The following is a 25,271-nucleotide window of genomic DNA, read 5'->3' on the forward strand; positions in this document are numbered from 1 at the left end:
AAATCAATTTAAAACAATTGGATGTGATGTATTTTGGTCGAATTGCGCGCATCTCTCATTCAATATTGGTGATCCATCAAGCAATATTGAAAATTTTTATGTTCTACGGGTGCTGTTCAATATTAGTGAAGTGCTTAACAATATTGAAAGTTGTAAATATCAGCGTGTGACATTTTCAATATTGGTGATTAAAGTTTTATTTCCGAATTAAAGAGCGTGATATCTGTATTTAACACCGCCGATATGGATGACGTTTCCTTCATGATTTCTGGAGATGCAATGAAGATAATTACTTGTTACAAGTGCGTGCCTGATGAGCAGGATATTGCGATCAATAATGCCGATGGTTCATTAGATATCAGCAAAGCGGATGCCAAAATCAGTCAGTACGATCTGAATGCGATTGAAGCTGCCTGCCAGTTAAAGCAGCAGGCAAGCGATGCCCAGGTGATTGCCATGAGTGTAGGCGGCAAGGCGCTGACCAACGCCAAAGGGCGTAAAGATGTGCTTTCCCGTGGGCCAGATGAACTGGTCGTGGTGATAGACGACCAGTTTGAACAGGCTTTGCCGCAACGCACCGCCGCAGCGCTTGCCGCCGCCGCGCAAAAATCGGGCTTTGATCTGATCGTTTGCGGCGACGGTTCCTCCGACCTTTATGCCCAGCAGGTCAGCCTGTTGGTGGGTGAAACGCTGAACATTCCGGCCATCAACGGCGTGAGCAAAATCCTCTCCCTGACGGAAAGTGCGCTTACCGTTGAGCGTGAACTGGAAGATGAAATTGAAACCCTGAGTATTCCCCTGCCTGCGGTGGTGGCGGTCTCCACAGACATTAACGCTCCGCAGATCCCGTCGATGAAAGCGATTCTGGGCGCGGCGAAAAAACCGGTGCAGGTCTGGTCTGCGGCGGATATTGGTTTCAGTGCGCCAGACGCGTACTCCGTCCAGAAGGTCGCCGCACCGAAACAACGCGAGCGTCAGCGCATTGTTATTGAAGGCGATGGTGAAGAACAGATCGCCGCGTTCGCCGAACATCTGCGCAAAATCATTTAATTACCGGGGGATATTATGAACACGTTTTCTCATGTCTGGGTATTCAGCGATACCCCTTCTCGTCTGCCGGAGCTGATGAGCGGCGCACTGGCTTCAGGCGAGCAGATTCATGCGTTTGTGCAGCACGACGCCGAGGGCGAGACGGCACGCCAGCTGGGGGCGAATCACATCTGGCATTTACGCGGTAAACCGGACGACCGCATGGTGGAAGATTACGCCGGGGTGATGGCACAGACGATTCGCCAGCAGGGGGATTCGGGTCTGGTGCTGCTGCCTAATACCCGCCGTGGCAAACTGCTGGCGGCAAAGCTGGGATTTCGTCTCGCGGCGGCCGTCTCTAACGACGCCAGTGCGGTAACGCAGCAGGAGGGCCATGCGACCGTCCGGCATATGGTCTACGGCGGGCTGGCGATTGGCGAAGAGACCATTACATCACCGTATGCGGTGATCACCGTCGGCAGCGGCACGTTCGAGGCGCAACAGGCGGACGCGTCCCGCCACGGCGAGTCGCATGACGTGCAGTGGCAGTCGCCAGATGTCGTCGTAACGCGCACCGCAACGCAGGCGCGCCAGAGCAACACGGTCGATCTTGATAAAGCGCGACTGGTGGTCAGCGTCGGGCGCGGCATCGGCAGCAAAGAGAATATCTCGCTGGCCCAGGCGCTGTGTCAGGCCATAGGCGCGGAACTGGCGTGTTCTCGTCCGGTGGCGGAAAACGAAAAATGGATGGAGCACGAGCGTTATGTCGGCATCTCCAACCTGATGCTTAAACCAGAGCTTTACCTCGCGGTGGGCATTTCCGGGCAGATCCAGCACATGGTGGGCGCGAACGGTTCACAAACCATCTGCGCCATCAACAAAGATAAAAATGCGCCGATATTTCAATACGCTGATTACGGCATTGTCGGCGATGTGATGAAGATTCTGCCTGCGCTTACGAGCGCTTTAGCACGCTGATCCACTCGGGCAGGGCTTGTGGGTATCGGCCCTGCCGCTGACAGGTAAATCTGGAGTTCTTATGTCCGAAGATATCTTTGATGCCATCATCGTGGGGGCCGGGCTGGCGGGTTCCGTCGCGGCGCTGGTGCTCGCCCGTGAAGGGGCGCAGGTGCTGGTTATTGAGCGCGGCAATTCCGCTGGCGCGAAGAATGTCACCGGCGGGCGCATCTACGCGCACAGTCTGGAGCGCATTATCCCCGGTTTTGCTGAACATGCCCCGGTTGAACGCGTGATCACCCATGAAAAACTCGCTTTTATGACCGAAAAAGGGGCGATGGCGGTGGATTACGTCAATGGCGAGGATGCCGCGCCTTCGCAGGTCTCTTATTCCGTATTGCGCAGTAAATTTGACGCCTGGCTGATGGAACAGGCTGAAGAGGCGGGCGCGCAGCTGATAACCGGCATCCGCGTGGATAATCTTGTTCAGCGCGACGGCAAAGTGGTGGGCGTTGAGGCGGATGGCGACGTTATTGAAGCGAAAACGGTCATTCTCGCTGATGGCGTGAACTCGCTGTTGGCGGAAAAACTGGGAATGGCGAAACGTGTAGATGCCGCCCATGTCGCGGTAGGCGTAAAAGAGTTAATTGAGTTGCCTGAATCGGTCATTGTGGATCGCTTCGGATTACAGGGAAATGAAGGCGCGGCCTGTCTGTTTGCCGGTTCTCCGACCGACGGTCTGATGGGCGGCGGCTTCCTCTATACCAATAAAACGACCCTCTCTTTGGGGCTGGTTTGCGGTCTGCATCATCTGAAAGAGGCGAAAAAGTCGGTTCCACAAATGCTGGAAGATTTTAAACAGCATCCGGCGGTGGCGCCGCTGATTGCGGGCGGAAAACTGCTGGAGTACGCCGCGCACGTCGTCCCGGAAGCGGGAATGAATATGCAGCCGGAGCTGGTGGGCGACGGCGTGCTGATTGCCGGTGACGCCGCCGGTATGTGTATGAACCTCGGTTTTACGATTCGCGGTATGGACCTGGCCGTCGCGGCAGGGGAAGCGGCGGCGAAGACCGTACTTTCGGCCATGCAGAGCAACGATTTCAGCCGACAGGGGCTGGCGGAATATCGACAGCATCTCGACAACGGGCCGATGCGGGATATGCGTATGTACCAGCGCTTACCGGCGTTTCTGGACAACCCGCGTATGTTCACGCGCTACCCTGAAATGGCGGTGGGCATTGCCCGCGATCTGTTTACCGTCGATGGCAGCGCTCCCGTCCCTGTGCGTAAAAAAATCCTGCGCCACGCGAAGAAAGTGGGCTTCATCAACCTGATGAAGGATGGCATCAAAGGAGTGACCGTATTATGACTTCTCCCGTCAATGTGGACGTCAAACTGGGCGTCAATAAATTCAATGTGGATGAAGACAATCCGCACATCATCCTGAAAACCGAACCGGATAAGCAGGCGCTGGAGGTGCTGATCAAGGCGTGTCCGGCCGGGTTGTATAAACAGCAGGACGACGGCAGCGTACGTTTTGATTACGCCGGGTGCCTGGAGTGCGGCACCTGTCGAATTCTCGGGTTGGGGACGGCGCTGGAGAAATGGGAATACCCGCGCGGCACCTTTGGCGTGGAATTTCGCTACGGCTGAGGTTGATGCCGGATGGCGTCGCTGATGCGTCTTATCCGGCCTACAAAATACGTGATTCGTAGGCCTGATAAGCGTAGCGCCATCAGGCATCAAGTGAAAACAAAACAGGACGCGGCTATGCAGCAGCCCAGGAACTTTGACGACATTAAATTCTCCTCTATTCACCGCAGAATTATGCTGTGGGGAAGCGGCGGGCCGTTCCTGGACGGTTACGTACTGGTCATGATTGGCGTGGCGCTGGAGCAGCTCACGCCTGCGCTGAAGCTGGATGCGCAGTGGCTGGGATTGCTGGGGGCAGGCACGTTGGCCGGGCTGTTTGTCGGTACGTCGCTGTTCGGCTATATCTCAGACAAAGTGGGGCGACGTAAAATGTTCCTCATCGATATCATCGCCATTGGGGTGATATCGGTAGCGACGATGTTTGTCTCATCGCCGATGGAGTTGCTCGTCATGCGCGTGCTGATTGGGGTGGTGATTGGCGCGGATTATCCTATCGCCACCTCGATGATTACCGAGTTTTCCAACACCCGCCAGCGCGCCTTCTCGATCAGTTTTATTGCCGCGATGTGGTACGTCGGCGCCACCTGCGCCGACCTGGTCGGCTACTGGTTGTACGATGTGGCGGGCGGATGGCGCTGGATGCTGGGGAGCGCGGCAATTCCCTGCATTATGATCCTGATCGGGCGCTTCGATCTTCCCGAATCACCGCGCTGGCTGTTGCGTAAGGGGCGGGTGAAAGAGTGTGAGGAGATGATGATTAAACTGTTTGGCGAGCCGGTGGCGTTCGATGAAGAACCGCCCCAGGAGACGCGCTTCTTACAGCTGTTTAATCGCCGTCACTTCCCGTTTGTTTTGTTTGTCGCCGCCATCTGGACCTGCCAGGTCATCCCGATGTTCGCCATCTATACCTTTGGCCCGCAGATTGTCGGCCTGCTGGGGCTGGGCGTCGGGAAAAGCGCGGCGCTGGGTAATGTGGTGATCAGTTTGTTCTTTATGCTGGGCTGTATTCCGCCGATGTACTGGCTGAACAGCATAGGGCGACGGCCATTGCTGATCGGCAGCTTTGTTATGATGACGCTGGCGCTGGCTGTGCTGGGGTTGATCCCAGAAATGGGGATCTGGCTGGTGGTTGCGGCCTTTGCGGTGTACGCCTTTTTCTCCGGCGGCCCGGGGAACCTTCAGTGGCTCTACCCGAATGAGCTGTTCCCGACGGATATTCGCGCGTCTGCCGTGGGCGTCATTATGTCCCTGAGTCGAATTGGCACCATCCTTTCAACGTGGGCGCTGCCGATCTTCATCACCAGATATGGGATCAGCTACGTCATGCTGATGGGGGCGGGAATTTCACTTATCGGTCTGCTTATTTCCATCGCCTTTGCGCCGGAGACGCGTGGACTGACGCTTGCCCAGACGAGCAGTATGACGATTCGCAACAAGCCCCTGTGCTAGGGGATATCTTCAGAGTGTTCTGTATTTTCTTTTAAGGTCAGTCAGTTAGTCTATAGTTAATGGGTATGCCACTGAAAATGACTGAAAAGCAGGGAGAACACCATGCAAAAACAACTTCTTATTGCGTCTCTTTTTGCCGCTGCGACGGTATTTACCGTAGCGGGCTGTTCATCAAACCAGGCCATAAAAACCACCGACGGCAAAACGATCGTCACCGATGGTAAACCACAGGTCGATGATGATACCGGACTGGTGTCCTACAAAAACGCAGAAACCGGTAAAACGGAACAGATCAACCGCGATCAGGTGAAGAACATGAGCGAACTGGATAATTAATTCAGTTTTATCCATTTAGCTGCTCAATAATATTCACTATTAGCCTGTTAAATTACTGACTACACTCTGTGATAAAACAGAGATGTAAAATAACAGGCTACTTCATGATCCTCATTATTTATGCCCATCCGTATCCGCAGCACTCGCATGCGAATAAACGGATGCTGGAACAGGCAAGGACGCTGGATGGCGTCGAAATTCGTTCGCTCTATCAGCTTTATCCTGACTTCAATATTGATGTTGCCGCCGAGCAGCAGGCGCTGGCGCGCGCGCGTCTTATCATCTGGCAGCATCCAATGCAGTGGTACAGCGTTCCCCCTTTACTCAAACTCTGGATGGACAAAGTCCTCGCGCATGGCTGGGCCTACGGGCATGGCGGCACGGCGCTCCGGGGCAAAGATCTGATGTGGGCCGTGACGACCGGCGGAGGCGAAAGCCACTTCGCTATTGGCGCCTATCCGGGCTTTGACGTGCTCTCGCAGCCGTTACAGGCTACCGCGCTCTATTGTGGGCTCAACTGGCTGCCGCCTTTTGCGATGCACTGTACGTTTGTCTGTGATGACGAAACGCTCCAGGCGCAGGCGCGCCACTACAAGCAACGTTTGCTGGCGTGGCAGGAGGCAAATCATGGATAGCCATACGCTGATACAGGCGCTGATTTATCTGGGATCGGCCGCGCTGATTGTGCCGATTGCCGTCCGGCTGGGCTTAGGGTCGGTGCTGGGCTACCTCATTGCCGGGTGTATTATCGGCCCGTGGGGGCTGCGTCTGGTGACGGACGCTGAAGCTATTCTTCATTTCGCCGAAATTGGCGTGGTGCTGATGCTGTTTGTGATTGGGCTGGAGCTGGACCCGCAGCGTTTGTGGAAATTGCGTGCGTCGGTTTTTGGCGGCGGCGCGTTGCAGATGGTGGTATGCGGTGGGTTGATTGGCCTGTTCTGTATGTTCCTCGGTCTGCGCTGGCAGGTGGCGGAGCTGATCGGCATGACGCTGGCGCTCTCTTCCACGGCGATTGCGATGCAGGCGATGGATGAGCGTAACCTGACCGTCTCGCAAATGGGCCGTAGCACATTCGCCGTGCTGCTGTTTCAGGATATTGCCGCTATTCCACTGGTGGCGATGATCCCCTTACTGGCCGCCAGCAGCGCTTCAACGACGCTGGGCGTCTTTGCACTGTCTGCGTTAAAAGTGGCAGGGGCGCTGGCGCTGGTGGTGCTGTTAGGGCGCTATGTCACGCGCCCGGCGTTGCGTTTTGTCGCGCGTTCCGGTTTGCGTGAAGTGTTCAGCGCCGTGGCCTTGTTTCTGGTCTTTGGCTTCGGCTTGCTGCTGGAAGAAGTGGGGCTGTCGATGGCGATGGGGGCGTTTCTGGCGGGCGTGTTGCTGGCAAGCTCGGAATACCGGCATGCGCTGGAAAGCGACATAGAACCGTTTAAAGGGCTGCTGCTGGGGCTGTTCTTTATCGGCGTCGGCATGTCTATCGACTTTGGCACGCTGATCGATAATCCGTTACGCATTCTTATCCTGCTGGTCGGTTTCCTGGTAATTAAAACGGTAATGCTGTGGCTTGTCGCCAGGCCGCTACGGGTGCCGAATAAGCAACGTCTCTGGTTTGCCGTATTATTAGGGCAGGGGAGTGAGTTTGCCTTTGTGGTATTCGGCGCGGCGCAAATGGCCAATGTACTCGACCCGGAATGGGCGAAGGCGTTGACGCTCACCGTTGCGCTCTCAATGGCGGCGACGCCCATTTTTCTGGTGCTCCTGAGCCGTCTGGAAAAATCCGCAATCGGCGAAGCGCGTGAAGCGGATGAGATCGATGCGGAGCAACCGCGCGTGATCATCGCCGGATTTGGCCGTTTTGGGCAGATTACGGGGCGTTTGCTGCTGTCGAGCGGAGTAAAAATGGTGGTTCTCGACCATGACCCGGATCATATTGAAACGCTGCGCAAATTTGGCATGAAGGTCTTTTACGGTGACGCGACGCGCATGGATCTGCTGGAGTCCGCCGGTGCGGCAAAAGCGGAAGTGCTGATCAACGCGATTGACGATCCGCAAACCAGTTTACAACTGACAGAAATGGTAAAAGCCCATTTCCCCGACCTGCAAATTATTGCCCGCGCCCGCGATGTCGATCACTACATCCGTCTGCGACAGGCCGGTGTTGAGATGCCGGAGCGTGAAACATTTGAAGGCGCGTTAAAAACAGGGCGTCAGGCGCTGGAGAAATTAGGGCTGGGACGCTACGAGGCGCGCGAGCGTGCCGATCTGTTCCGTCGTTTTAATACGCAGATGGTGGAAGAGATGGCGAAAGGGGAAAACGATCCAACGTCCCGCGCGGCTGTCTATAAACGCACCAGCGCTATGTTGAGCGAGATTATTACTGAAGACCGTGAACATTTATCGTTAATTCAACGCCACGGCTGGCAAGGCACGGATGAAGGTAAACATACGGGGGATGCAGATGATGAGCCGGAAGTGAAACCGTCAACGTAGGCCAGGTAAGGCGTTTACGCCGCCATCCGGCAATTTGCCCGGTGGCGCTGCGCTTACCGGGCCTACAAACCATCGTAGGCCGGATAAGGCATTTATGCCGCCATCCGGCATTGGGCCTGATGGCGGCCTGCGGGCTGACACCGCTTTAAATAAGTCGGGTTGCCAGCAGAACGGAAAATTTTCGTGCTATTCCTCTTTTCGTTAGTCGACGAAAGATTGCTCTTTCCGTATAGTGGCGACAATTTTTTGTATCCAGGAAATATTCAATGATCAGTCTGATTGCGGCGTTAGCGGTAGATCGCGTTATCGGCATGGAAAACGCCATGCCGTGGAACCTGCCTGCCGATCTCGCCTGGTTTAAACGTAACACCTTAAACAAGCCTGTGGTTATGGGGCGCCATACCTGGGAATCCATCGGACGACCGCTGCCAGGGCGTAAAAACATCGTCATCAGCAGCCAGCCTGGCACTGACGATCGCGTGCAGTGGGTGAAATCGGTCGATGAAGCGATTGCCGCCTGCGGCGATGCGCCAGAGATTATGGTGATTGGCGGCGGACGCGTGTACGAACAGTTCTTGCCGAAAGCGCAGAAACTGTATCTGACGCATATTGATGCCGAAGTGGAAGGGGACACCCATTTCCCGGACTACGAACCGGATGACTGGGAATCGGTCTTCAGCGAGTTCCACGACGCCGATGAGCAGAATTCTCACAGCTACTGCTTCGAGATTCTGGAACGTCGTTAATCCGGCATGTTGTAATGCGGATTTGTAGGCCTGATAAGCGAAGCGCCATCAGGCAATAATGTGGCGTGAATGCCGGATAGCGGCGTAAATGCCTTATCCGGCCTACAAAATAACGCTCAGGCGTTTACCGCCTCTCCTTTGCCTGAATCAAGATGACGATTCGACGGCTGCACGAAGTAGCGCTTATCTTCCCAACGCAGGCAGGTTAAATCCCCGCCCCAGCAGCAGCCGGTATCCAGACCATAAATGCCTTCCGGCGTCCCTTTACCTTCCAGCGACGCCCAGTGACCAAAGACAATGCTGTATGCTTCGCTAACCGGTCCCGGAATGGCGAACCAGGGTTTCAGCGGCGCAGGGGCGTTTTCCGGCGACTCTTTGCTGTACATATCCAGTTGGCCGTTCGGGAAACAGTAACGCATACGGGTGAAGGCATTCGTGATAAAACGCAGCCGCGCCAGACCCGTTAGCTCCGGCGTCCAGTTGTTCGGCATATCGCCGTACATCGCGTCGAGGAAGAAGGGATAGGAGTCGCTCGACAGTACGGCTTCAACATCGCGCGCGCAGTCTTTCGCTGTCTGTAAATCCCACTGCGGCGTAATGCCCGCATGCGCCATCACCAGCTTCTTCTCTTCGTCTACCTGCAACAGCGGCTGACGGCGCAGCCAGTTGAGCAGTTCGTCGGCGTCTGGCGCTTCCAGCAGCGGAGTCAGCCTGTCTTTCGGCTTATTGCGGCTAATGCCCGCAAAGACGGCCAACAGATGTAAATCGTGATTGCCAAGCACCAGACGCACGCAGTCGCCCAGTGATTTCACGTAGCGGAGCACTTCCAGAGAACCAGGGCCGCGAGCGACCAGATCGCCGGTAAGCCACAGGGTATCTGAACCGGGGGTAAATTCCACCTGGTGTAACAATGCGATCAGTTCGTCGTAGCAACCGTGAACGTCGCCAATGAGGTATGTTGCCATTGCTTTAGTTTTAATGAATAAGTGTTGGAACGGCGAGTCGGAACACGGGAATATCGATAGTAAAGGCGACGCCTTTTTCATCGATCATTTCGTAGTGACCCTGCATGGTGCCCAGCGGCGTTTCAATAACGGCGCCGCTGGTGTACTGGTACTCTTCTCCGGGCGCGATGTGCGGTTGCACGCCAACCACACCTTCGCCCTGTACTTCGGTTTCGCGGCCATGACCATTGGTTATCAGCCAATAACGCCCCAACAACTGCACTGGCGCTCGCCCCAAATTGCGGATGGTTACCGTGTATGCGAATACGTAACGTTCATCATCAGGTGAAGATTGCGCTTCAATGTAGACGCTCTGAACCTGAATACACACTCGGGGCGAATTGATCATGCTTAACTCTCCTTCGAAGGCGCGTTTTCTGACAGATAGTTCGTCATCTGGCAATATTGCGCGACAGAGATATTTTCCGCTCGCAATGCCGGGTCAATGCCCAGTTCCGTCAGCACCTCGACGCTGAACAGATTGCCGAGGCTGTTGCGAATCGTTTTACGACGCTGGTTAAACGCCTCGGTGGTGATGCGGCTCAACACGCGTATGTCTTTCACCGGATACGGCATCGTCGTGTGAGGCACCAGGCGCACAACGGCGGAATCGACTTTAGGCGGCGGCGTGAAGGCGGATGGTGGCACTTCCAGCACCGGGATCACCTGGCAATAATATTGCGCCATGACGCTTAATCGACCATACGCCTTACTGTTCGGCCCTGCAACCAGACGATTGACCACTTCTTTTTGCAACATAAAGTGCATGTCGGCAATGGCATCAGTATAGCTAAAGAGGTGGAACATCAACGGGGTGGAGATGTTGTAGGGCAAGTTGCCGAATACGCGCAGCGGCTGACCTATCTTTTCAGACAGCTCGCCAAAGTTCATGGTCATGGCATCTTGCTGATAAATCGTCAGTTTCGGCCCCAAAAACGGGTGCGTTTGCAGGCGCGCGGCCAGATCGCGGTCAAGTTCGATCACCGTGAGCTGGTCCAGACGTTCGCCGACAGGCTCCGTCAGCGCTGCCAGACCGGGGCCGATTTCGACCATTGCCTGACCCTTTTGCGGGTTAATGGCGGAGACAATACTGTCGATCACAAACTGATCGTTGAGAAAGTTTTGCCCGAAACGTTTACGGGCTAAGTGGCCCTGATGGACTCGATTATTCATTGGGTATTAACAATCATTTTGATGGCGAGATTAAGCGCCGTAATAAAACTGCCGACATCCGCTTGCCCCCGACCCGCCAGTTCAAGCGCGGTGCCGTGGTCTACGGATGTTCGAATAAAAGGCAGGCCCAGCGTGATATTCACGCCGCGACCAAATCCCTGGTATTTTAGCACGGGGAGACCCTGATCGTGGTACATCGCCAGCACGGCATCGGCATGATCGAGATATTTAGGCTGGAAAAGCGTGTCGGCGGGTAAAGGGCCGCTTAAGCGCATCCCCTGAGCGCGCAGATCATCCAGTACCGGAACGATCGTGTCGATCTCTTCGGTTCCCATATGGCCGCCTTCACCCGCATGCGGATTTAGCCCGCACACCAGAATATGCGGATCGGCAAGGCCGAATTTCGTGCGTAAATCATGATGCAGAATGCCGATCACCTCATGCAGCAAAGCGGGCGTAATGGCGTCGGCAACCGCTCTTAACGGCAGGTGCGTTGTCGCCAGCGCGACCCGCAGCTCCTCGGTGGCCAGCATCATCACCACTTTCTTCGCCTGCGAACGCGCTTCAAAAAATTCCGTGTGTCCGGTAAACGGTACGCCAGCGTCATTGATGACGCCTTTGTGAACCGGACCGGTGATCAGCGCCGCAAATTCCCCTTGCAGACAACCGTCGCAGGCGCGCGCCAGCGTATCCACCACATACTGCCCATTCTCAACGCAGAGTTGACCTGGGGTGACAGGAGCGCGAAGTGCTGTCGGCAACAGGGTCAGCGTGCCGGCGGATTGCGGTTTTGCAGGGTGATTTGGCGAGTAGGGAAGAAGCGAGAGGGGCAAACCGAGCAACGCGGCCCGGTCGGTTAACAGACGGGCATCTGCGCAGACGACGAGTTCGACCGGCCACTCACGCTGTGCGAGCTGAACGACTAAGTCAGGACCAATCCCGGCGGGTTCGCCGGGAGTGATAACAACGCGTTGAACAGTAGCCATTAATTGCTCAGGATTTTAACGTAAGCGCTGGCGCGTTGTTCCTGCATCCAGGTCGCCGCTTCCTCCGAGAACTTACGGTTCATCAGCATACGGTAAGCTCTGTCTTTCTGCGCCGCGTCGGTTTTATCAACGTTACGCGTATCCAGCAGTTCGATCAGGTGCCAGCCAAAGGAGGAGTGCACCGGGGCGCTCATCTGGCCTTTGTTGAGGCGGGTCAGCGCGTCGCGGAAGGCAGGATCGAAAATATCCGCTGCCGCCCAGCCCAGATCGCCGCCCTGGTTGGCAGAACCTGGGTCCTGTGAAAACTCTTTCGCTGCGGCAGCAAAGGTCGTTTTGCCGCTCTTAATGTCTGCTGCGATCTCTTCCAGTTTCAGGCGCGCCTGTTGATCGGTCATGATCGGCGAGGGTTTCAGCAGAATATGGCGGGCATGAACTTCAGTGACGGAGATGCTCTGGCTCTGGCCGCGCAGATCGTTCACTTTCAGAATGTGGAAGCCAACGCCGGAACGAATCGGGCCAACGATGTCGCCTTTTTTCGCCGTGCTCAGCGCTTGCGCGAAAATGCCCGGCAGCTCCTGAATACGTCCCCAGCCCATCTGGCCGCCTTTCAGCGCCTGCTGGTCGGCGGAGTAGGTGATCGCCAGTTTGCCGAAATCGCTGCCATTACGCGCTTCATCAACAATCGAACGCGCCTGGGCTTCCGCTTCGCTTACCTGATCCGACGTCGGGTTTTCCGGCAGCGGGATCAGAATGTGGCTCAGGTTCAGCTCTGTGCTGGCATCGTTCTGGTTACCGACCTGTTGGGCCAGCGCATCCACTTCCTGCGGCAGGATGGTGACGCGACGACGCACTTCGTTGTTACGCACTTCGGAGATGATCATCTCTTTGCGGATCTGGCTACGGTAGGTCGAGTAGCTCAGACCATCGTAAGCCAGACGGCTGCGCATCTGGTCCAGCGTCATGTTGTTCTGTTTAGCGATATTGGCGATAGCCTGATCCAGCTGTTCATCAGAGATTTTCACCCCCATCTTCTGACCCATCTGGAGAACGATTTGATCCATGATCAAACGTTCCAGGATCTGATGACGTAGCGTGGCATCATCAGGAAGCTGCTGACCAGCCTGACCCGCATTAAGTTTTACTGATTGCATTAAGCCATCAACGTCGCTTTCCAGCACGACGCCGTTATTGACGACGGCTGCGACTTTATCGACCACCTGCGGGGCAGCGAAACTGGTATTCGCGATCATGGCGATACCGAGAAGCAGCGTTTTCCAGTTCTTCATACTTTTTCCATTTCAATTAACCGCAATGCGGATTACGTGGTAAATCAATCAAATCACAGAGAGCTTTGATACGGCAAAATGTTCGAACGCAACATCTCTTTGGTGCCGAGACCGTAGTTGGAGCTCAGACCACGCAATTCAATGTTAAAGCCGATCACGTTGTCATAAACAGCGTGTTCTTTATCGTTATCCCAACCGTTCAGCTTACGCTCATAACCGAAGCGAATCGCATAGCAGCAGGAGTTGTACTGCACGCCGAGCATCTGGTCGGCAGGCTTATTCACATTGGTATCAAAGTAGTAAGCGCCTACGATAGACCAACGATCGGCAATCGGCCAACTGGCAACGCCCCCGACCTGGGAAATCCCGTTTTTATACTGCTCCGCAGTGGAATAAGACGGCAGCGTAGCCTGAATATATTCCGCGCTGGCATAACGGTAGTTCAACTGTAAGAGACGATTTTCATCGCGACGGTATTCGATCGTACTGCTGCTGGTCGCGACGCTGTCCAGACGCGTGTCGTACTGAATGCCGCTACGCAGTCCCCAGCGGTCGGAGATACGCCAGTAGGTGTCGCCCGCCCAAACCAGTGAGCCCGTTTTGTCGTCATTCTCCCAGGTTATGTTGTCATCGCCGGTGCGAGACTCCGTGAAATAGTAGATTTGACCCACGGAAACATTAAAACGTTCAATTGCGGCATCATCATAAATACGCGATGTGACGCCGGTCGTGACCTGGTTTGCGGAGGCGATACGGTCCAGACCGCCATATGTGCGGTCGCGGAACAGGCCGCTGTAGTCGGACTGCAATAATGAGGAGTCGTAGTTATTGATGCTGCTCTGGTTACGATAGGGAACGTACAGATACTGCGCGCGCGGCTCTAGCGTCTGGGTGTAACCAGGTGCCAACGTCGTCATATCGCGTTCAAACACCATCCTGCCATCGACTTTGAACTGCGGCATTACGCGGTTAACCGACTCATCGAGTTTATTGACGTTTCGCGAATTGTTGTTGTACGAGTCCAGATTGGTTTGCTGGTAGTGCGTCGCCAGCAGCTTCGCTTCAGTATTGATGCTGCCCCACTGATTCGATAACGGCAGATTGATGGTTGGCTCCAGGTGAACGCGAGTCGCTTCCGGCATGTTGTCTCGGGTGTTCACAAACTTCACGGCCTGGCCGTAAATACGCGTATCGAATGGACCAACGTCATTCTGGTAGAAGTTAACGTCTAACTGCGGCTCAGCGGAGTAACTGCTGGTATTCTGATCGCTGAATACCTGGAACTGTTTGGTCGACACCGTGGCATCAAAGTTCTGCACGGCATAGCCGACGCTGAATTTCTGCGTGGCGTAACCGTCGGTACTGGAACCGTATTTATTGTCAAAGTCATTGAAGTAGCTGGAGTCGCTGACCTTGGTATAGTCGACATTAAAGCGCCATACCTGATCCATCACGCCGCCATGACGCCAGTAGAACAACCAGCGACGGGAGTTGCTGTCGTTCGGATGCTCATCGTCGTAAACGCGATCGGAATTCAGATAGTCGAACTCCATTAAACCCGCGCCCGCCTGGCTGAGGTAGCGGAACTCATTCTCCCACATGACACCGCCACGGCGGTGCATATAATGCGGCGTAATGGTGGCGTCCATATTGGGCGCGATGTTCCAGTAATACGGCAGGTAGAACTCAAAATAGTTCTTGGTGGTGTACTTCGCGTTCGGGATCAGAAAACCGGAGCGGCGTTTGTCACCGACCGGCAGCTGTAAATAAGGGCTGTAAAAGACGGGAACCGGACCCAGTTTAAAACGGGCGTTCCAGATTTCCGCTACCTGCTCTTCACGATCGTGAATCACTTCGCTGCCCACAACGCTCCAGGTATCGGAGCCTGGCAGACAGGAGGTAAAGCTGCCATTTTCCAGAATGGTATAGCGGTTTTCGCCACGCTGCTTCATCAGATCCGCTTTCCCGCGCCCCTGACGGCCGACCATCTGGTAGTCGCCTTCCCACACGTTTGTGTCTTTGGTGTTCAGGTTCGCCCAGCCTTTCGGCCCCTTCAGAATAACCTGATTGTCGTCATAATGGACGTTGCCGAGCGCATCGACGGTACGCACCGGTTCCGGCTGGCCTGGCGCCTCTTTTTGATGGAGTTGCACCTCGTCAGCTTGCAGGCGACTGTTACCCTGGTTGATATCGACATTACCGGTGAATACCGCGTCGTCCGGGTAGTTCCCTTTCGCGTGATCGGCGTTGATCGTCACGGGTAATTCGTTCGTCTCGCCTTTCACCAGAGGACGGTCGTAGCTTGGCACACCCAACATGCACTGCGAGGCAAGGTCGGCGGCCAGTCCCTGCTGACTATAAAGGGCGCTGGCGATCATGGTGGCCAGGAAAGTGGGAATACGTTTTTTCATACGTTGTATTTATTGTTCCATCATCAGTAGCGTTGCGCGTGACAAACGGTCAGAGACTAACGTACTCATCTTCACTACGCTAGTGTTAATCCTGTCCCTTTTCTACCCGTCGTCTTTCAGGTTGCGCTTTCGTGGACGTTATTCGCATGCCCCCGGCGACTTGCCTGGATAAGCGTCTGGCGGCTGTGCGGCGGTCTTGCTGCAACGTGAAATCCAATGGGTATGTGTCTGTGGTGTTAGGCACGGCATTGAATGACAGGTATGATAATGCAAATTATAGGCGATGTCCCACAATTGACCGCAGCCTTCATTCCAGGAAAAGCACTCTATATTGTGGGACATAGCCTCACTGTCAGCGTAAAGATTTGGGGAGTCTATGCAGTACTGGGGAAAGATTGTAGGTGTCGCAGTGGCGCTGATGATGGGAGGCGGCTTCTGGGGCGTGGTATTAGGTCTGCTGATAGGCCACATGTTCGACAAAGCCCGCAGCCGCAAAATGGCATGGTTCGCCAATCAGCGTGAACGGCAGGCACTGTTTTTCGCCACCACTTTTGAGGTCATGGGGCATTTAACCAAATCGAAAGGGCGCGTGACGGAAGCGGATATCCATATTGCCAGCCAGTTGATGGACCGGATGAACTTACACGGCGAATCACGTACCGCCGCCCAACACGCGTTTCGCGTGGGAAAATCGGATAATTACCCGTTACGTGAAAAAATGCGCCAGTTTCGCAGCGTCTGCTTTGGGCGGTTTGATCTGATACGGATGTTTCTGGAAATTCAGATTCAGGCGGCGTTTGCGGATGGAACGCTCCATCCGAACGAGCGGGAAGTGCTGTACGTTATCGCCGAGGAGCTGGGGATTTCCCGCGCTCAGTTCGATCAGTTCTTACGCATGATGCAGGGCGGGGCGCAGTTTGGCGGCGGTTATCAGCAACAGCAGTCCGGCGGCGGCTGGCAGCAGGCGCAGCGTGGCCCTACGCTGGAAGATGCCTGCAATGTGCTGGGGGTTAAGCCGACAGATGATGCGACAACCATTAAACGCGCGTACCGCAGACTGATGAGCGAGCACCACCCGGACAAACTGGTCGCAAAAGGGTTGCCGCCGGAGATGATGGAGATGGCGAAGCAAAAAGCGCAGGAAATTCAGAAAGCGTATGAAATGATTAAAGAGCAGAAAGGTTTTAAATAATGGTTTTGCCGGATGGCGACGTAAAGCGTCTTATCCGGCCTACGTTGAGAACGGTAGGCCGGGCAAGCGAAGCGCCCCCGGCAAAAATGGGTACAGAATTTAAAAATCTACCGGGGCTTTAAAGGTCATACTGTTGCCATACGCGGGATGGGTGATGGTTAGCGTTTCGGCATGCAGCAACAGACGCGACGCCATCGCCAGCGCTTCTGGCGACGCGTAGAAGCGATCGCCGAGAATGGGGTGTCCCAACGCTAGCATATGCACACGTAGCTGATGAGAACGCCCGGTAATCGGTTTAAGCACCACCCGTGCGGTGTTATCCGCAGCGAAGTCCACCACCTCATACCCGGTTTGCGCAGGCTTACCTGTCTCATAGCACACTTTCTGTTTCGGCCTGTTCGGCCAGTCGCAGATCAGCGGTAAATCAACCAGCCCTTCGGCAGGGGCTGGATGCCCCCACACGCGCGCAACGTACTGTTTTTTCGGCTCACGCTCGCGGAACTGGCGTTTCAGTTCCCGTTCCGCCGCTTTGGTCAGCGCCACTACAATCACGCCGCTGGTCGCCATATCCAGACGATGCACCGACTCCGCCTGCGGATAATCGCGTTGAATACGCGTCATCACGCTATCTTTGTGCTCCTCAAGGCGGCCCGGCACGGACAACAAGCCGCTGGGCTTGTTGACCACCATAATGTGCTCATCCTGATACAGGATAATCAGCCAGGGCTCCTGCGGCGGATTGTAGTTTTCCATCCCCATTTTTTGCTCCGTTACTGATGCGTGACGACGATAAGACGCAAGGCATCCAGACGCCAGTTGGCCTGATCCAGGCTTTCCATTACCTGCTGACGGTTGCTGTCGATCGCCGCAAGTTCATCATCACGGATGTTCGGGTTAACGGCGCGCAGCGCTTCCAGACGCGACAGTTCGGCAGACAGTTTTTCATCCGCTTCGCTACGCGCGGCGTCGATCAGCGCCCGGGCCGATTTCTCCGCCTGCGCTTCGCCCAGTTGCAGAATCGCGTGTACGTCCTGTTGAACCGCGTTGACCAGCTTGCTGCCGGTATGACGGTTAACGGCGCTCAGCTGGCGGTTGAAGGTTTCAAACTCCACCTGCGCGGCCAGGTTATTGCCGTTTTTATCCAGCAGCATGCGCACCGGCGTCGGCGGCAGGAAACGGTTAAGCTGTAAATGTTTCGGCGCCTGCGCTTCAACGACATACACCAGTTCCACCAGCAGCGTTCCCACCGGCAACGCTTTGTTTTTCAACAGCGAAATCGTGCTGCTGCCGGTATCGCCAGACAGAATCAGATCCAGTCCGTTGCGAATCAGCGGATGTTCCCAGGTAACAAACTGCGCATCTTCACGCGACAGCGCCACATCACGCTCGAACGTAATGGTGCAGCCATCTTCCGGCAGGCCAGGGAAGTCCGGCACCAGCATATGATCGGAAGGCGTCAGCACAATCAGGTTCTCACCACGGTCATCCTGGTTAATCCCGACGATATCAAACAGGTTCATGGCGAAGGCGATCAGGCTGGTGTCGTCATCCTGTTCTTCAATGCTCTCTGCCAGCGCCTGCGCTTTCTCGCCGCCGTTAGAGTGGATCTCCAGCAGACGGTCGCGCCCTTGCTCCAGCTGCGCCTTCAGCGCTTCGTGCTGCTCGCGGCAGGTTTTGATCAGCGCGTCAAAACCGTCGGTATTTTCAGGCGTCGCCAGGTAAGCGATCAGATCGTGATACACCGTATCGTAGATGGCGCGACCGGTCGGGCAGGTGTGCTCAAAGGCATCCAGCCCTTCGTGATACCAGCGAACCAGCACGGACTGCGCGGTTTTTTCCAGATACGGAACGTGGATCTGAATATCGTGCGCCTGGCCGATACGGTCCAGACGGCCAATACGCTGCTCCAGCAAATCCGGGTTAAACGGCAGGTCAAACATCACCAGGTTGCTGGCGAACTGGAAGTTACGGCCTTCAGAACCGATTTCCGAGCACAGCAGAACCTGCGCGCCGCTGTCTTCTTCGCTAAACCACGCGGCGGCGCGGTCGCGTTCAATGATGGACATGCCTTCATGGAATACGGCGGCGCGGATGCCTTCGCGCTCGCGCAGCACCTGCTCCAGTTGCAGCGCGGTGGCGGCTTTCGCGCAGATCACCAGCACTTTCTGCGAGCGGTGGCTGGTCAGATGCCCCATCAGCCACTCCACGCGCGGGTCGAAGTTCCACCAGGTGCCGCTATCCCCTTCGAATTCCTGATAAATCTGCTCCGGGTAGAGCATATCGCGCGCTCTGTCCTCCGCGCTTTTACGCGCGCCCATAATGCCGGAGACTTTAATCGCCGTCTGATATTGCGTTGGCAGCGGCAGCTTGATGGTGTGCAGCTCGCGTTTCGGGAAGCCTTTGACGCCGTTGCGGGTGTTGCGGAACAGTACGCGGCTGGTGCCGTGTCTGTCCATCAGCATGGAGACCAGCTCCTGGCGGGCATTCTGCGCGCCATCGCGGTCGCTGTTCGCCGTTTGCAGCAGCGGTTCGATGTCCTGCTCGCCAATCAGGTCGCCGAGCATGTTCAGCTCTTCGTTGCTCAGCTTGTTGCCTGCCAGCAGCATGGCGACGGCGTCGGCGACCGGGCGGTAATTTTTTTGCTCTTCGACAAATTGTTCGAAGTCGTGGAAACGGCCTGGATCGAGCAGACGCAGGCGGGCGAAGTGGCTTTCCATGCCCAGCTGTTCAGGCGTTGCGGTCAGCAGCAGGACGCCAGGCACGCGTTCCGCCAGTTGTTCAATCGCCATATATTCGCGGCTTGGCGCGTCTTCGCTCCACACCAGGTGGTGAGCTTCATCGACGACCAGCAGGTCCCATTGTGCGTCGCACAGATGTTCCAGACGCTGTTTGTTGCGACGCGCGAAGTCCAGCGAGCAGATAACCAGTTGCTCGGTTTCAAACGGGTTGTAGGCATCGTGCTGGGCTTCGGTGTAACGCTCGTCGTCGAACAGCGCGAAGCGCAGGTTGAAGCGGCGCAGCATTTCAACCAGCCACTGATGTTGCAGGGTTTCCGGGACGATGATCAGCACGCGTTCCGCCGCGCCAGACAGCAGTTGTTGGTGCAGGATCATCCCGGCTTCGATGGTTTTTCCTAAGCCCACTTCATCCGCCAGCAGGACGCGCGGCGCGTGGCGGCGACCGACATCATGGGCAATGTTGAGCTGGTGGGGAATCAGGCTGGTGCGCTGACCGCGCAGACCGCTCCACGGCATGCGGTACTGCTCGCTCTGAAATTTACGTGCGCGGTAGCGCAGGGCGAATCGGTCCATCCGGTCGATTTGCCCGGCGAACAGGCGATCCTGCGGTTTACTGAAAACCAGCTTGCTGTCGAGCAGGACTTCACGCAGCGTGACGGCGGTTTCTTCGGTATCAAGGCGGGTGCCAGTATAGGCAAGCAGGCCGTTTTCTTCTTTTACTTCATCGATTTGTAGCTGCCAGCCTTCATGGCTTGTAATCGTATCACCAGGGTTAAACATCACGCGGGTCACGGGGGAGTCACTGCGCGCATACAGACGGTTTTCACCTGTCGCCGGGAAAAGTAAGGTGACAGTTCGCGCATCCATCGCGACGACGGTTCCAAGTCCCAGTTCGCTTTCTGTATCGCTGATCCAGCGTTGACCAAGTGTAAAAGGCATATATGTTCGGCTCTATATCTTTAATTGCAGGCAATAATCACCCGCTACCAAAATAGAATGGCAGCAGTGTTAATTGGGTCCAGGAATGGAAAGGGCGCTATGGTAATGGATGGCGGCGCATTCGTCACGCGTCAAAATAACCCCAGTTGTCCTGTGAGTAGTGTAGCAAAATTATCATCGATGAAGGGAAGTATTCCCTCTGCAACCGGCTGTAGCTGGCGGGTTAAATAGTGCTCGTAATCCAGCGGTGAATGCCGGTAATCCAGCGGCTCAGGGCCGTTAGTCGTCCACACGTATTTGATCGTGCCGCGGTTCTGATACTGCGCCGGGCGCCCCAGCTTGATGTTTTGTTCATCGGCGAGTCGGGCGGCGCGAACGTGCGGCGGAACGTTACGCTGATATTCGCTCAACGGGCGGCGCAGTCGCTTGCGGTAAACCAGCTGTTCATCCAGCTTGCCCGTCATCAGGTTATCGATGGTTTCCCGGACATACTCCTGATAGGGTTCCTGGCGGAAGATACGCAGGTAAAGCTCCTGCTGGAATCGCTGCGCCAGCGGCGTCCAGTCGGTGCGCACGGTCTCCAGCCCTTTAAATACCATTCGCTGCTTCTCGCCTTCCTGAATCAGCCCGGCATAGCGCTTTTTGCTGCCGGTGTCCGCCCCGCGAATGGTCGGCATCAGAAAACGGCGGAAGTGGGTTTCAAACTCTAATTCCAGCGCGCTGGTCAGTTTTTGCTGTTGCAGGGATTGCGTCCACCAGTCATTCACATGACGCACCAGCTCGCGGCCAATCCTTGCCGCCTCGTCTTCAGAATGCGCGCCTTTCAGCCAGACGAAAGTAGAATCCGTATCGCCGTAGATCACGTCATAACCCTGCGCCTCGATCAGCGCTTTGGTCTGACGCATGATCGCGTGGCCGCGCATGGTGATCGACGAGGCCAGTCGGGGATCGAAAAAGCGGCAGGCCGTCGTCCCGAGCACGCCGTAAAACGCATTCATGATGATCTTCAGCGCCTGAGACAGCGGTTTATTGCCGTGGCGTTTGGCCTCATCGCGCCCGTGCCAGATCTGCGTGACGATCTCCGGGAGACAGTGCGTTTCTCGCGAGAACCAGGCGTCAAGAAAGCCTTCGGTGCTGTGTGTCGGGTCCGGTTGCGCCATCCCTTCCACCAGCCCAACCGGGTCGATCAGGAACGTGCGAATGATCGACGGGTACAGGCTCTTATAATCCAGCACCAGTACGGAGTCATACAGGCCAGGGCGCGAGTCCATCACGTAACCGCCAGGACTGGCATGCGGCGGGACTTCACCGAGATTCGGCGCAACGTAACCGGCGCGATGCATACGGGGAAAATAGAGATGACCGAAGGCGGCGACAGAACCACCGTGGCGGTCAGCGGGCAGACCGTTAACGGTGGCGCGCTCCAGTAAAAACGGCATGATCTCCGTCTTATGAAAAATCTGCGTCACCAGCTCGCAGTCCTTGAGGTTATACGTGGCGAGAGCGGGCTTATCTTCGGCGAAACGGCGGTCAATTTCGTCCATTCTGTCCCAGGGATTATCGATCGATTTCCCTTCGCCAAGCAGCTCCTGGGCCACGGTTTCCAGTGAAAATGATGAGAAATTCCAGAACGCGGATTTGAGCGCCTCAATGCCGTCAATGATCAACCGCCCTTTGGCCTGGGCGAAAAACACGCCGTTCTTGAAACCGTGCTCGCGCCATTCCAGCTCGGTGTTGTCGCGCCCCAGACGTAGAGGGATACGATAGCGCTCGGCATGTTTTTGCAGGACACGTAAATCAAACTGCACCACGTTCCAGCCGATGATCACATCAGGATCGTGCCGGGCAAACCAGTCGTTGAGTTTTTCCAGCAGCAGCGGGCGGCTCGCCGCATACTCAAGCTGGAAATCCAGCGCCGAGGCATCGCCATTCGCCGGGCCGAGCATAAAAACGACGCGTTGCCCGCAGCCTTGCAGGCCAATGCAGTACAGCTCGCCGTGTCGGGTGGTTTCAATATCCAGCGATACCCATTTCAGCGGGGGGCGGTAGTCTGGGTGCGGTTTCAGGCGAGCATTGACGATCGCGCCGTCTTTTGTGTCGCCCTCCAGCCAAACGGGAGCGGTGATAAACCGCTCCATCAGGTAACGTTCCGGTGGGCGCACATCGGCTTCATAGACCGTTACACCCTGTTCTTTCAGCTGTTTTTCCAGACGCATCAGTTGTCGGTGCGAGCGGCAGTACAACCCCGAGACAGGCTGGCGATGAAAATCCTGCAAATTGAGCGGCGTCAGGCGATAGCCGTTTTCTGTGCGCAGCAGCGAGGTGACGCGGGCGGCCTGATGCGTAGGGATAAACGCGACCGACTCCTGCGGCGCGAGCGTGACCTGCAAAGGACCAGTGTCCGTTGCCAGCCAGAATGAGACCTCCGTTCCTTGCGGGGTATCCCGCCAGTGCCGGGTTAAAATAAAACCTGCCTGCGCCACGCTGCGTACTCATTAAAAAACCAGGCATGATTATAGCCTGGTTCGGAACGTTTTGCTGTGGTTTTATACAGGTATGGTTGCGCCGTCGGGTTATCCATTACTGCCCGTAATAGGCCTTCGCCCCGTGTTTGCGCAGGTAGTGCTTATCCAGCAACGTTTGCTGCATATCCGGCAACTGTGGCGCAAGCTGGCGGCAGAAGATGCCCATACAGGCGACCTCCTCCAGCACAATGGCGTTATGCACCGCGTCTTCGGCGTTTTTTCCCCAGGTGAACGGACCGTGTGAATGCACCAGCACGCCCGGCATCTGCGCGGCATCGATACCCTGTTTTTCAAAGGTTTCGACGATGACGTTGCCCGTCTCCCATTCATATTCGCCGTTGATCTCCGCATCGGTCATTTTGCGCGTGCAGGGGATCGTGCCGTAAAAATAGTCCGCATGGGTCGTCCCCGTCGCCGGGATGGATTGCCCGGCCTGCGCCCAGATGGTCGCGTGGCGCGAATGGGTGTGGACGATGCCGCCAATCGACGGGAAAGACTGATACAACAGACGGTGGGTCGGCGTATCGGAGGAGGGCTTTTTCGTTCCTTCCACCACTTCACCCGTGGCAATGCTGACCACCACCATATCCTCTGCGCTCATCACGCTGTAGTCGACGCCGGAAGGTTTAATGATGAAGACGCCGCGCTCGCGATCGATGGCGCTGACGTTCCCCCAGGTGAGAGTCACCAGATTGTGTTTTGGCAGCGCCAGATTGGCTTCCAGCACCTGACGTTTGAGATCTTCTAACATAGCTGTCTCCACGCCGGATGGCGCTGCGCTTATCCTGCCTACGAGGTTGGTGCGACCTGTAGGCCGGATAAGGCATTTACGCCGCTATCCGGCAACTGTTAACGTTTGAAACCGTAATAAACTTCGTTCCAGCGCAGCGCGTCTTTAAAGGCGGGCAGGCGGGTATCGTTATCGATGACGGTGATTTCAATATCGTGCATCTCTGCGAACTGGCGCATATCGTTCAGATCCAGCGCATGGCTGAAGACGGTGTGGTGCGCGCCCCCGGCGAGAATCCACGCTTCGGATGCGGTGGTCAGATCCGGCTGGGCTTTCCACAGCGCGTTGGCGACCGGCAGCTTCGGCAGGTCATGCGGCGTTTTTACGGTGTCGATGCAGTTGACCAGCAGACGATAGCGATCGCCGAGGTCGATCAGGCTGGCGACGATCGCCGGGCCGGTTTGGGTGTTGAAGATCAGACGGGCGGGCGCGTCTTTACCTCCGATGCCGAGGTGCTGCACGTCGAGGATCGGTTTTTCTTCCACCGCGATAGACGGGCATACTTCCAGCATGTGCGAGCCGAGCACCAGATCGTTGCCCTTCTCAAAGTGGTAGGTGTAATCCTCCATAAATGAGGTGCCGCCCGGCAAACCGCCAGACATCACTTTCATGATGCGAAGCAGCGCGGCGGTTTTCCAGTCGCCTTCGCCAGCGAAACCGTAGCCCTGTTGCATCAGGCGCTGTACGGCCAGCCCTGGAAGCTGCTTCAGGCCGTGTAAATCTTCAAACGTCGTGGTGAACGCGTGGAAGCCGCCCTGTTCCAGAAAGCGCTTCATGCCCAGTTCAATACGCGCGGCTTCCAGCACGTTCTGCCGCTTGTCGCCGTGAATTTGCGTCGCGGGCGTCAGGGTATAGCGGCTTTCGTATTCATCCACCAGCGCGTTAATGTCGCCGTCGCTAACCGCATTCACGACCTGCACCAGGTCGCCCACCGCCCAGGTATTCACCGAGAAGCCGAACTTGATCTGCGCCGCCACTTTATCGCCGTCGGTCACGGCCACTTCACGCATGTTGTCGCCAAAGCGGCACACTTTCAGGTGGCGGGTATCCTGTCTGGAGACCGCCTGACGCATCCATGAGCCGATACGCGCGTGCGCGTGTTTATCCTGCCAGTGACCGGTCACTACCGCGTGCTGCTGACGCATACGCGCGCCAATAAAACCAAACTCGCGTCCGCCATGTGCGGTCTGATTCAGGTTCATAAAGTCCATGTCGATGCTGTCCCACGGCAGGGCGGCATTGAACTGGGTGTGGAACTGCAACAGCGGCTTGTTGAGAATACTCAGCCCGTTAATCCACATTTTCGCGGGCGAGAAGGTGTGCAGCCAGACCACCAGGCCCGCACAGCGATCGTCATAACTGGCGTCACGACAAATCGCGGTGATCTCGTCAGGCGACGTCCCCAGCGGTTTCAGCACCAGTTTGCAGGGCAGTTTCGCTTCGGTATTCAGCGCCTTTACCACATGTTCGGCATGCTGAGTAACCTGGCGCAGCGTTTCAGAGCCATACAAATGCTGGCTGCCAATCACAAACCACACTTCATAGTTGTCAAAAATCGTCATTGTCG

At 56.0% G+C, this 25,271-nt stretch carries 21 protein-coding genes; 10 read left to right on the plus strand and 11 right to left on the minus strand.

Annotation, left to right across the window (positions count from 1 at the left end; genetic code table 11):
• Window positions 1-279: 279 nt before the first annotated feature.
• The 9 genes from OGX75_RS20420 to folA all read left to right on the plus strand — a co-directional run bounded on the left by OGX75_RS20420 (window position 280) and on the right by folA (window position 8,660).
• A complete protein-coding gene (locus OGX75_RS20420; protein WP_049008001.1) occupies window positions 280-1,050 on the plus strand; it encodes an electron transfer flavoprotein FixA in 771 nt (256 codons plus the stop codon).
• Between the two features lie 15 nt (window positions 1,051-1,065).
• Window positions 1,066-2,007, plus strand: coding sequence for an electron transfer flavoprotein subunit alpha/FixB family protein (locus OGX75_RS20425; protein WP_110494691.1), 942 nt, complete (start codon window positions 1,066-1,068; stop codon window positions 2,005-2,007).
• A gap of 61 nt (window positions 2,008-2,068) precedes the next feature.
• The gene (locus OGX75_RS20430) at window positions 2,069-3,355 is read left to right on the plus strand and encodes an FAD-dependent oxidoreductase (protein ID WP_012134125.1); all 1,287 of its coding nucleotides are present in this window, start codon (window positions 2,069-2,071) and stop codon (window positions 3,353-3,355) included.
• Window positions 3,352-3,639 (plus strand): ferredoxin-like protein FixX, encoded by a 288-nt coding sequence (gene fixX / locus OGX75_RS20435; protein WP_071257541.1) that lies wholly within the window; start codon window positions 3,352-3,354, stop codon window positions 3,637-3,639. The genes OGX75_RS20430 and fixX overlap by 4 nt, the downstream gene beginning before the upstream one ends.
• 117 nt (window positions 3,640-3,756) lie before the next feature.
• On the plus strand, window positions 3,757-5,088 hold the full coding sequence (locus OGX75_RS20440) for an MFS transporter (RefSeq protein ID WP_024130715.1): 1,332 nt from the start codon (window positions 3,757-3,759) through the stop codon (window positions 5,086-5,088).
• A 102-nt stretch (window positions 5,089-5,190) separates the two neighbouring features.
• Complete coding sequence (locus tag OGX75_RS20445) at window positions 5,191-5,424, plus strand: YgdI/YgdR family lipoprotein (RefSeq protein ID WP_012134122.1); 234 nt, start codon at window positions 5,191-5,193, stop codon at window positions 5,422-5,424.
• A gap of 104 nt (window positions 5,425-5,528) precedes the next feature.
• Complete coding sequence (gene kefF, locus OGX75_RS20450; protein ID WP_047458991.1) at window positions 5,529-6,059, plus strand: glutathione-regulated potassium-efflux system oxidoreductase KefF; 531 nt, start codon at window positions 5,529-5,531, stop codon at window positions 6,057-6,059.
• On the plus strand, window positions 6,052-7,914 hold the full coding sequence (gene kefC / locus OGX75_RS20455; RefSeq protein ID WP_115182001.1) for a glutathione-regulated potassium-efflux system protein KefC: 1,863 nt from the start codon (window positions 6,052-6,054) through the stop codon (window positions 7,912-7,914). Before kefF ends, kefC begins: the two co-directional genes overlap by 8 nt.
• 266 nt (window positions 7,915-8,180) lie before the next feature.
• A complete protein-coding gene (folA, locus tag OGX75_RS20460; RefSeq protein WP_012134119.1) occupies window positions 8,181-8,660 on the plus strand; it encodes a type 3 dihydrofolate reductase in 480 nt (159 codons plus the stop codon).
• A gap of 116 nt (window positions 8,661-8,776) precedes the next feature.
• On the opposite strand, the gene apaH is transcribed toward folA, so the two are convergent.
• The 6 genes from apaH to lptD are packed head-to-tail and all read right to left on the minus strand — an operon-like array spanning window position 8,777 to window position 15,520.
• Complete coding sequence (gene apaH, locus OGX75_RS20465; protein ID WP_012134118.1) at window positions 8,777-9,625, minus strand: bis(5'-nucleosyl)-tetraphosphatase (symmetrical) ApaH; 849 nt, start codon at window positions 9,623-9,625, stop codon at window positions 8,777-8,779.
• 10 nt (window positions 9,626-9,635) lie between these two features.
• Window positions 9,636-10,013, minus strand: coding sequence for a Co2+/Mg2+ efflux facilitator ApaG/CorD (apaG, locus tag OGX75_RS20470; RefSeq protein ID WP_012134116.1), 378 nt, complete (start codon window positions 10,011-10,013; stop codon window positions 9,636-9,638).
• Window positions 10,014-10,015: 2 nt separating this feature from the next.
• Window positions 10,016-10,837, minus strand: coding sequence for a 16S rRNA (adenine(1518)-N(6)/adenine(1519)-N(6))-dimethyltransferase RsmA (gene rsmA, locus OGX75_RS20475; protein WP_286451548.1), 822 nt, complete (start codon window positions 10,835-10,837; stop codon window positions 10,016-10,018).
• Complete coding sequence (gene pdxA, locus OGX75_RS20480) at window positions 10,834-11,823, minus strand: 4-hydroxythreonine-4-phosphate dehydrogenase PdxA (RefSeq protein WP_286451549.1); 990 nt, start codon at window positions 11,821-11,823, stop codon at window positions 10,834-10,836. Before pdxA ends, rsmA begins: the two co-directional genes overlap by 4 nt.
• Window positions 11,823-13,109, minus strand: a complete 1,287-nt coding sequence (surA, locus tag OGX75_RS20485; protein WP_047458976.1) for a peptidylprolyl isomerase SurA — start codon at window positions 13,107-13,109, stop codon at window positions 11,823-11,825. The genes pdxA and surA overlap by 1 nt, the downstream gene beginning before the upstream one ends.
• Before the next feature lie 53 nt (window positions 13,110-13,162).
• Window positions 13,163-15,520 (minus strand): LPS assembly protein LptD, encoded by a 2,358-nt coding sequence (lptD, locus tag OGX75_RS20490; protein ID WP_049011438.1) that lies wholly within the window; start codon window positions 15,518-15,520, stop codon window positions 13,163-13,165.
• A gap of 376 nt (window positions 15,521-15,896) precedes the next feature.
• Between lptD and djlA the strand changes: the two genes are divergently transcribed.
• Window positions 15,897-16,712, plus strand: coding sequence for a co-chaperone DjlA (gene djlA, locus OGX75_RS20495; protein WP_012134111.1), 816 nt, complete (start codon window positions 15,897-15,899; stop codon window positions 16,710-16,712).
• Window positions 16,713-16,811: 99 nt separating this feature from the next.
• Here djlA and rluA read toward each other — a convergent pair whose 3' ends face one another.
• The 5 genes from rluA to araA form a co-directional block, all read right to left on the minus strand.
• Entirely contained in the window at window positions 16,812-17,471 is a 660-nt protein-coding gene (gene rluA, locus OGX75_RS20500) for a bifunctional tRNA pseudouridine(32) synthase/23S rRNA pseudouridine(746) synthase RluA (RefSeq protein WP_104867779.1), read from the minus strand.
• An 11-nt stretch (window positions 17,472-17,482) separates the two neighbouring features.
• Window positions 17,483-20,389 (minus strand): RNA polymerase-associated protein RapA, encoded by a 2,907-nt coding sequence (gene rapA / locus OGX75_RS20505; protein ID WP_248622822.1) that lies wholly within the window; start codon window positions 20,387-20,389, stop codon window positions 17,483-17,485.
• A gap of 131 nt (window positions 20,390-20,520) precedes the next feature.
• On the minus strand, window positions 20,521-22,872 hold the full coding sequence (polB, locus tag OGX75_RS20510) for a DNA polymerase II (protein ID WP_012134108.1): 2,352 nt from the start codon (window positions 22,870-22,872) through the stop codon (window positions 20,521-20,523).
• 97 nt (window positions 22,873-22,969) lie between these two features.
• Window positions 22,970-23,665 (minus strand): L-ribulose-5-phosphate 4-epimerase, encoded by a 696-nt coding sequence (gene araD / locus OGX75_RS20515; protein WP_049008529.1) that lies wholly within the window; start codon window positions 23,663-23,665, stop codon window positions 22,970-22,972.
• 98 nt (window positions 23,666-23,763) lie between these two features.
• Window positions 23,764-25,266 carry an L-arabinose isomerase gene (gene araA / locus OGX75_RS20520; protein WP_047458964.1) on the minus strand — a complete coding sequence of 501 codons (1,503 nt, stop codon included), beginning with the start codon at window positions 25,264-25,266 and terminating at the stop codon, window positions 23,764-23,766.
• Window positions 25,267-25,271 lie beyond the last annotated feature (5 nt).

The organism is Citrobacter sp. CK199 (assembly GCF_030333285.1).
Classification (GTDB): Bacteria; Pseudomonadota; Gammaproteobacteria; order Enterobacterales; family Enterobacteriaceae; genus Citrobacter_B; species Citrobacter_B koseri.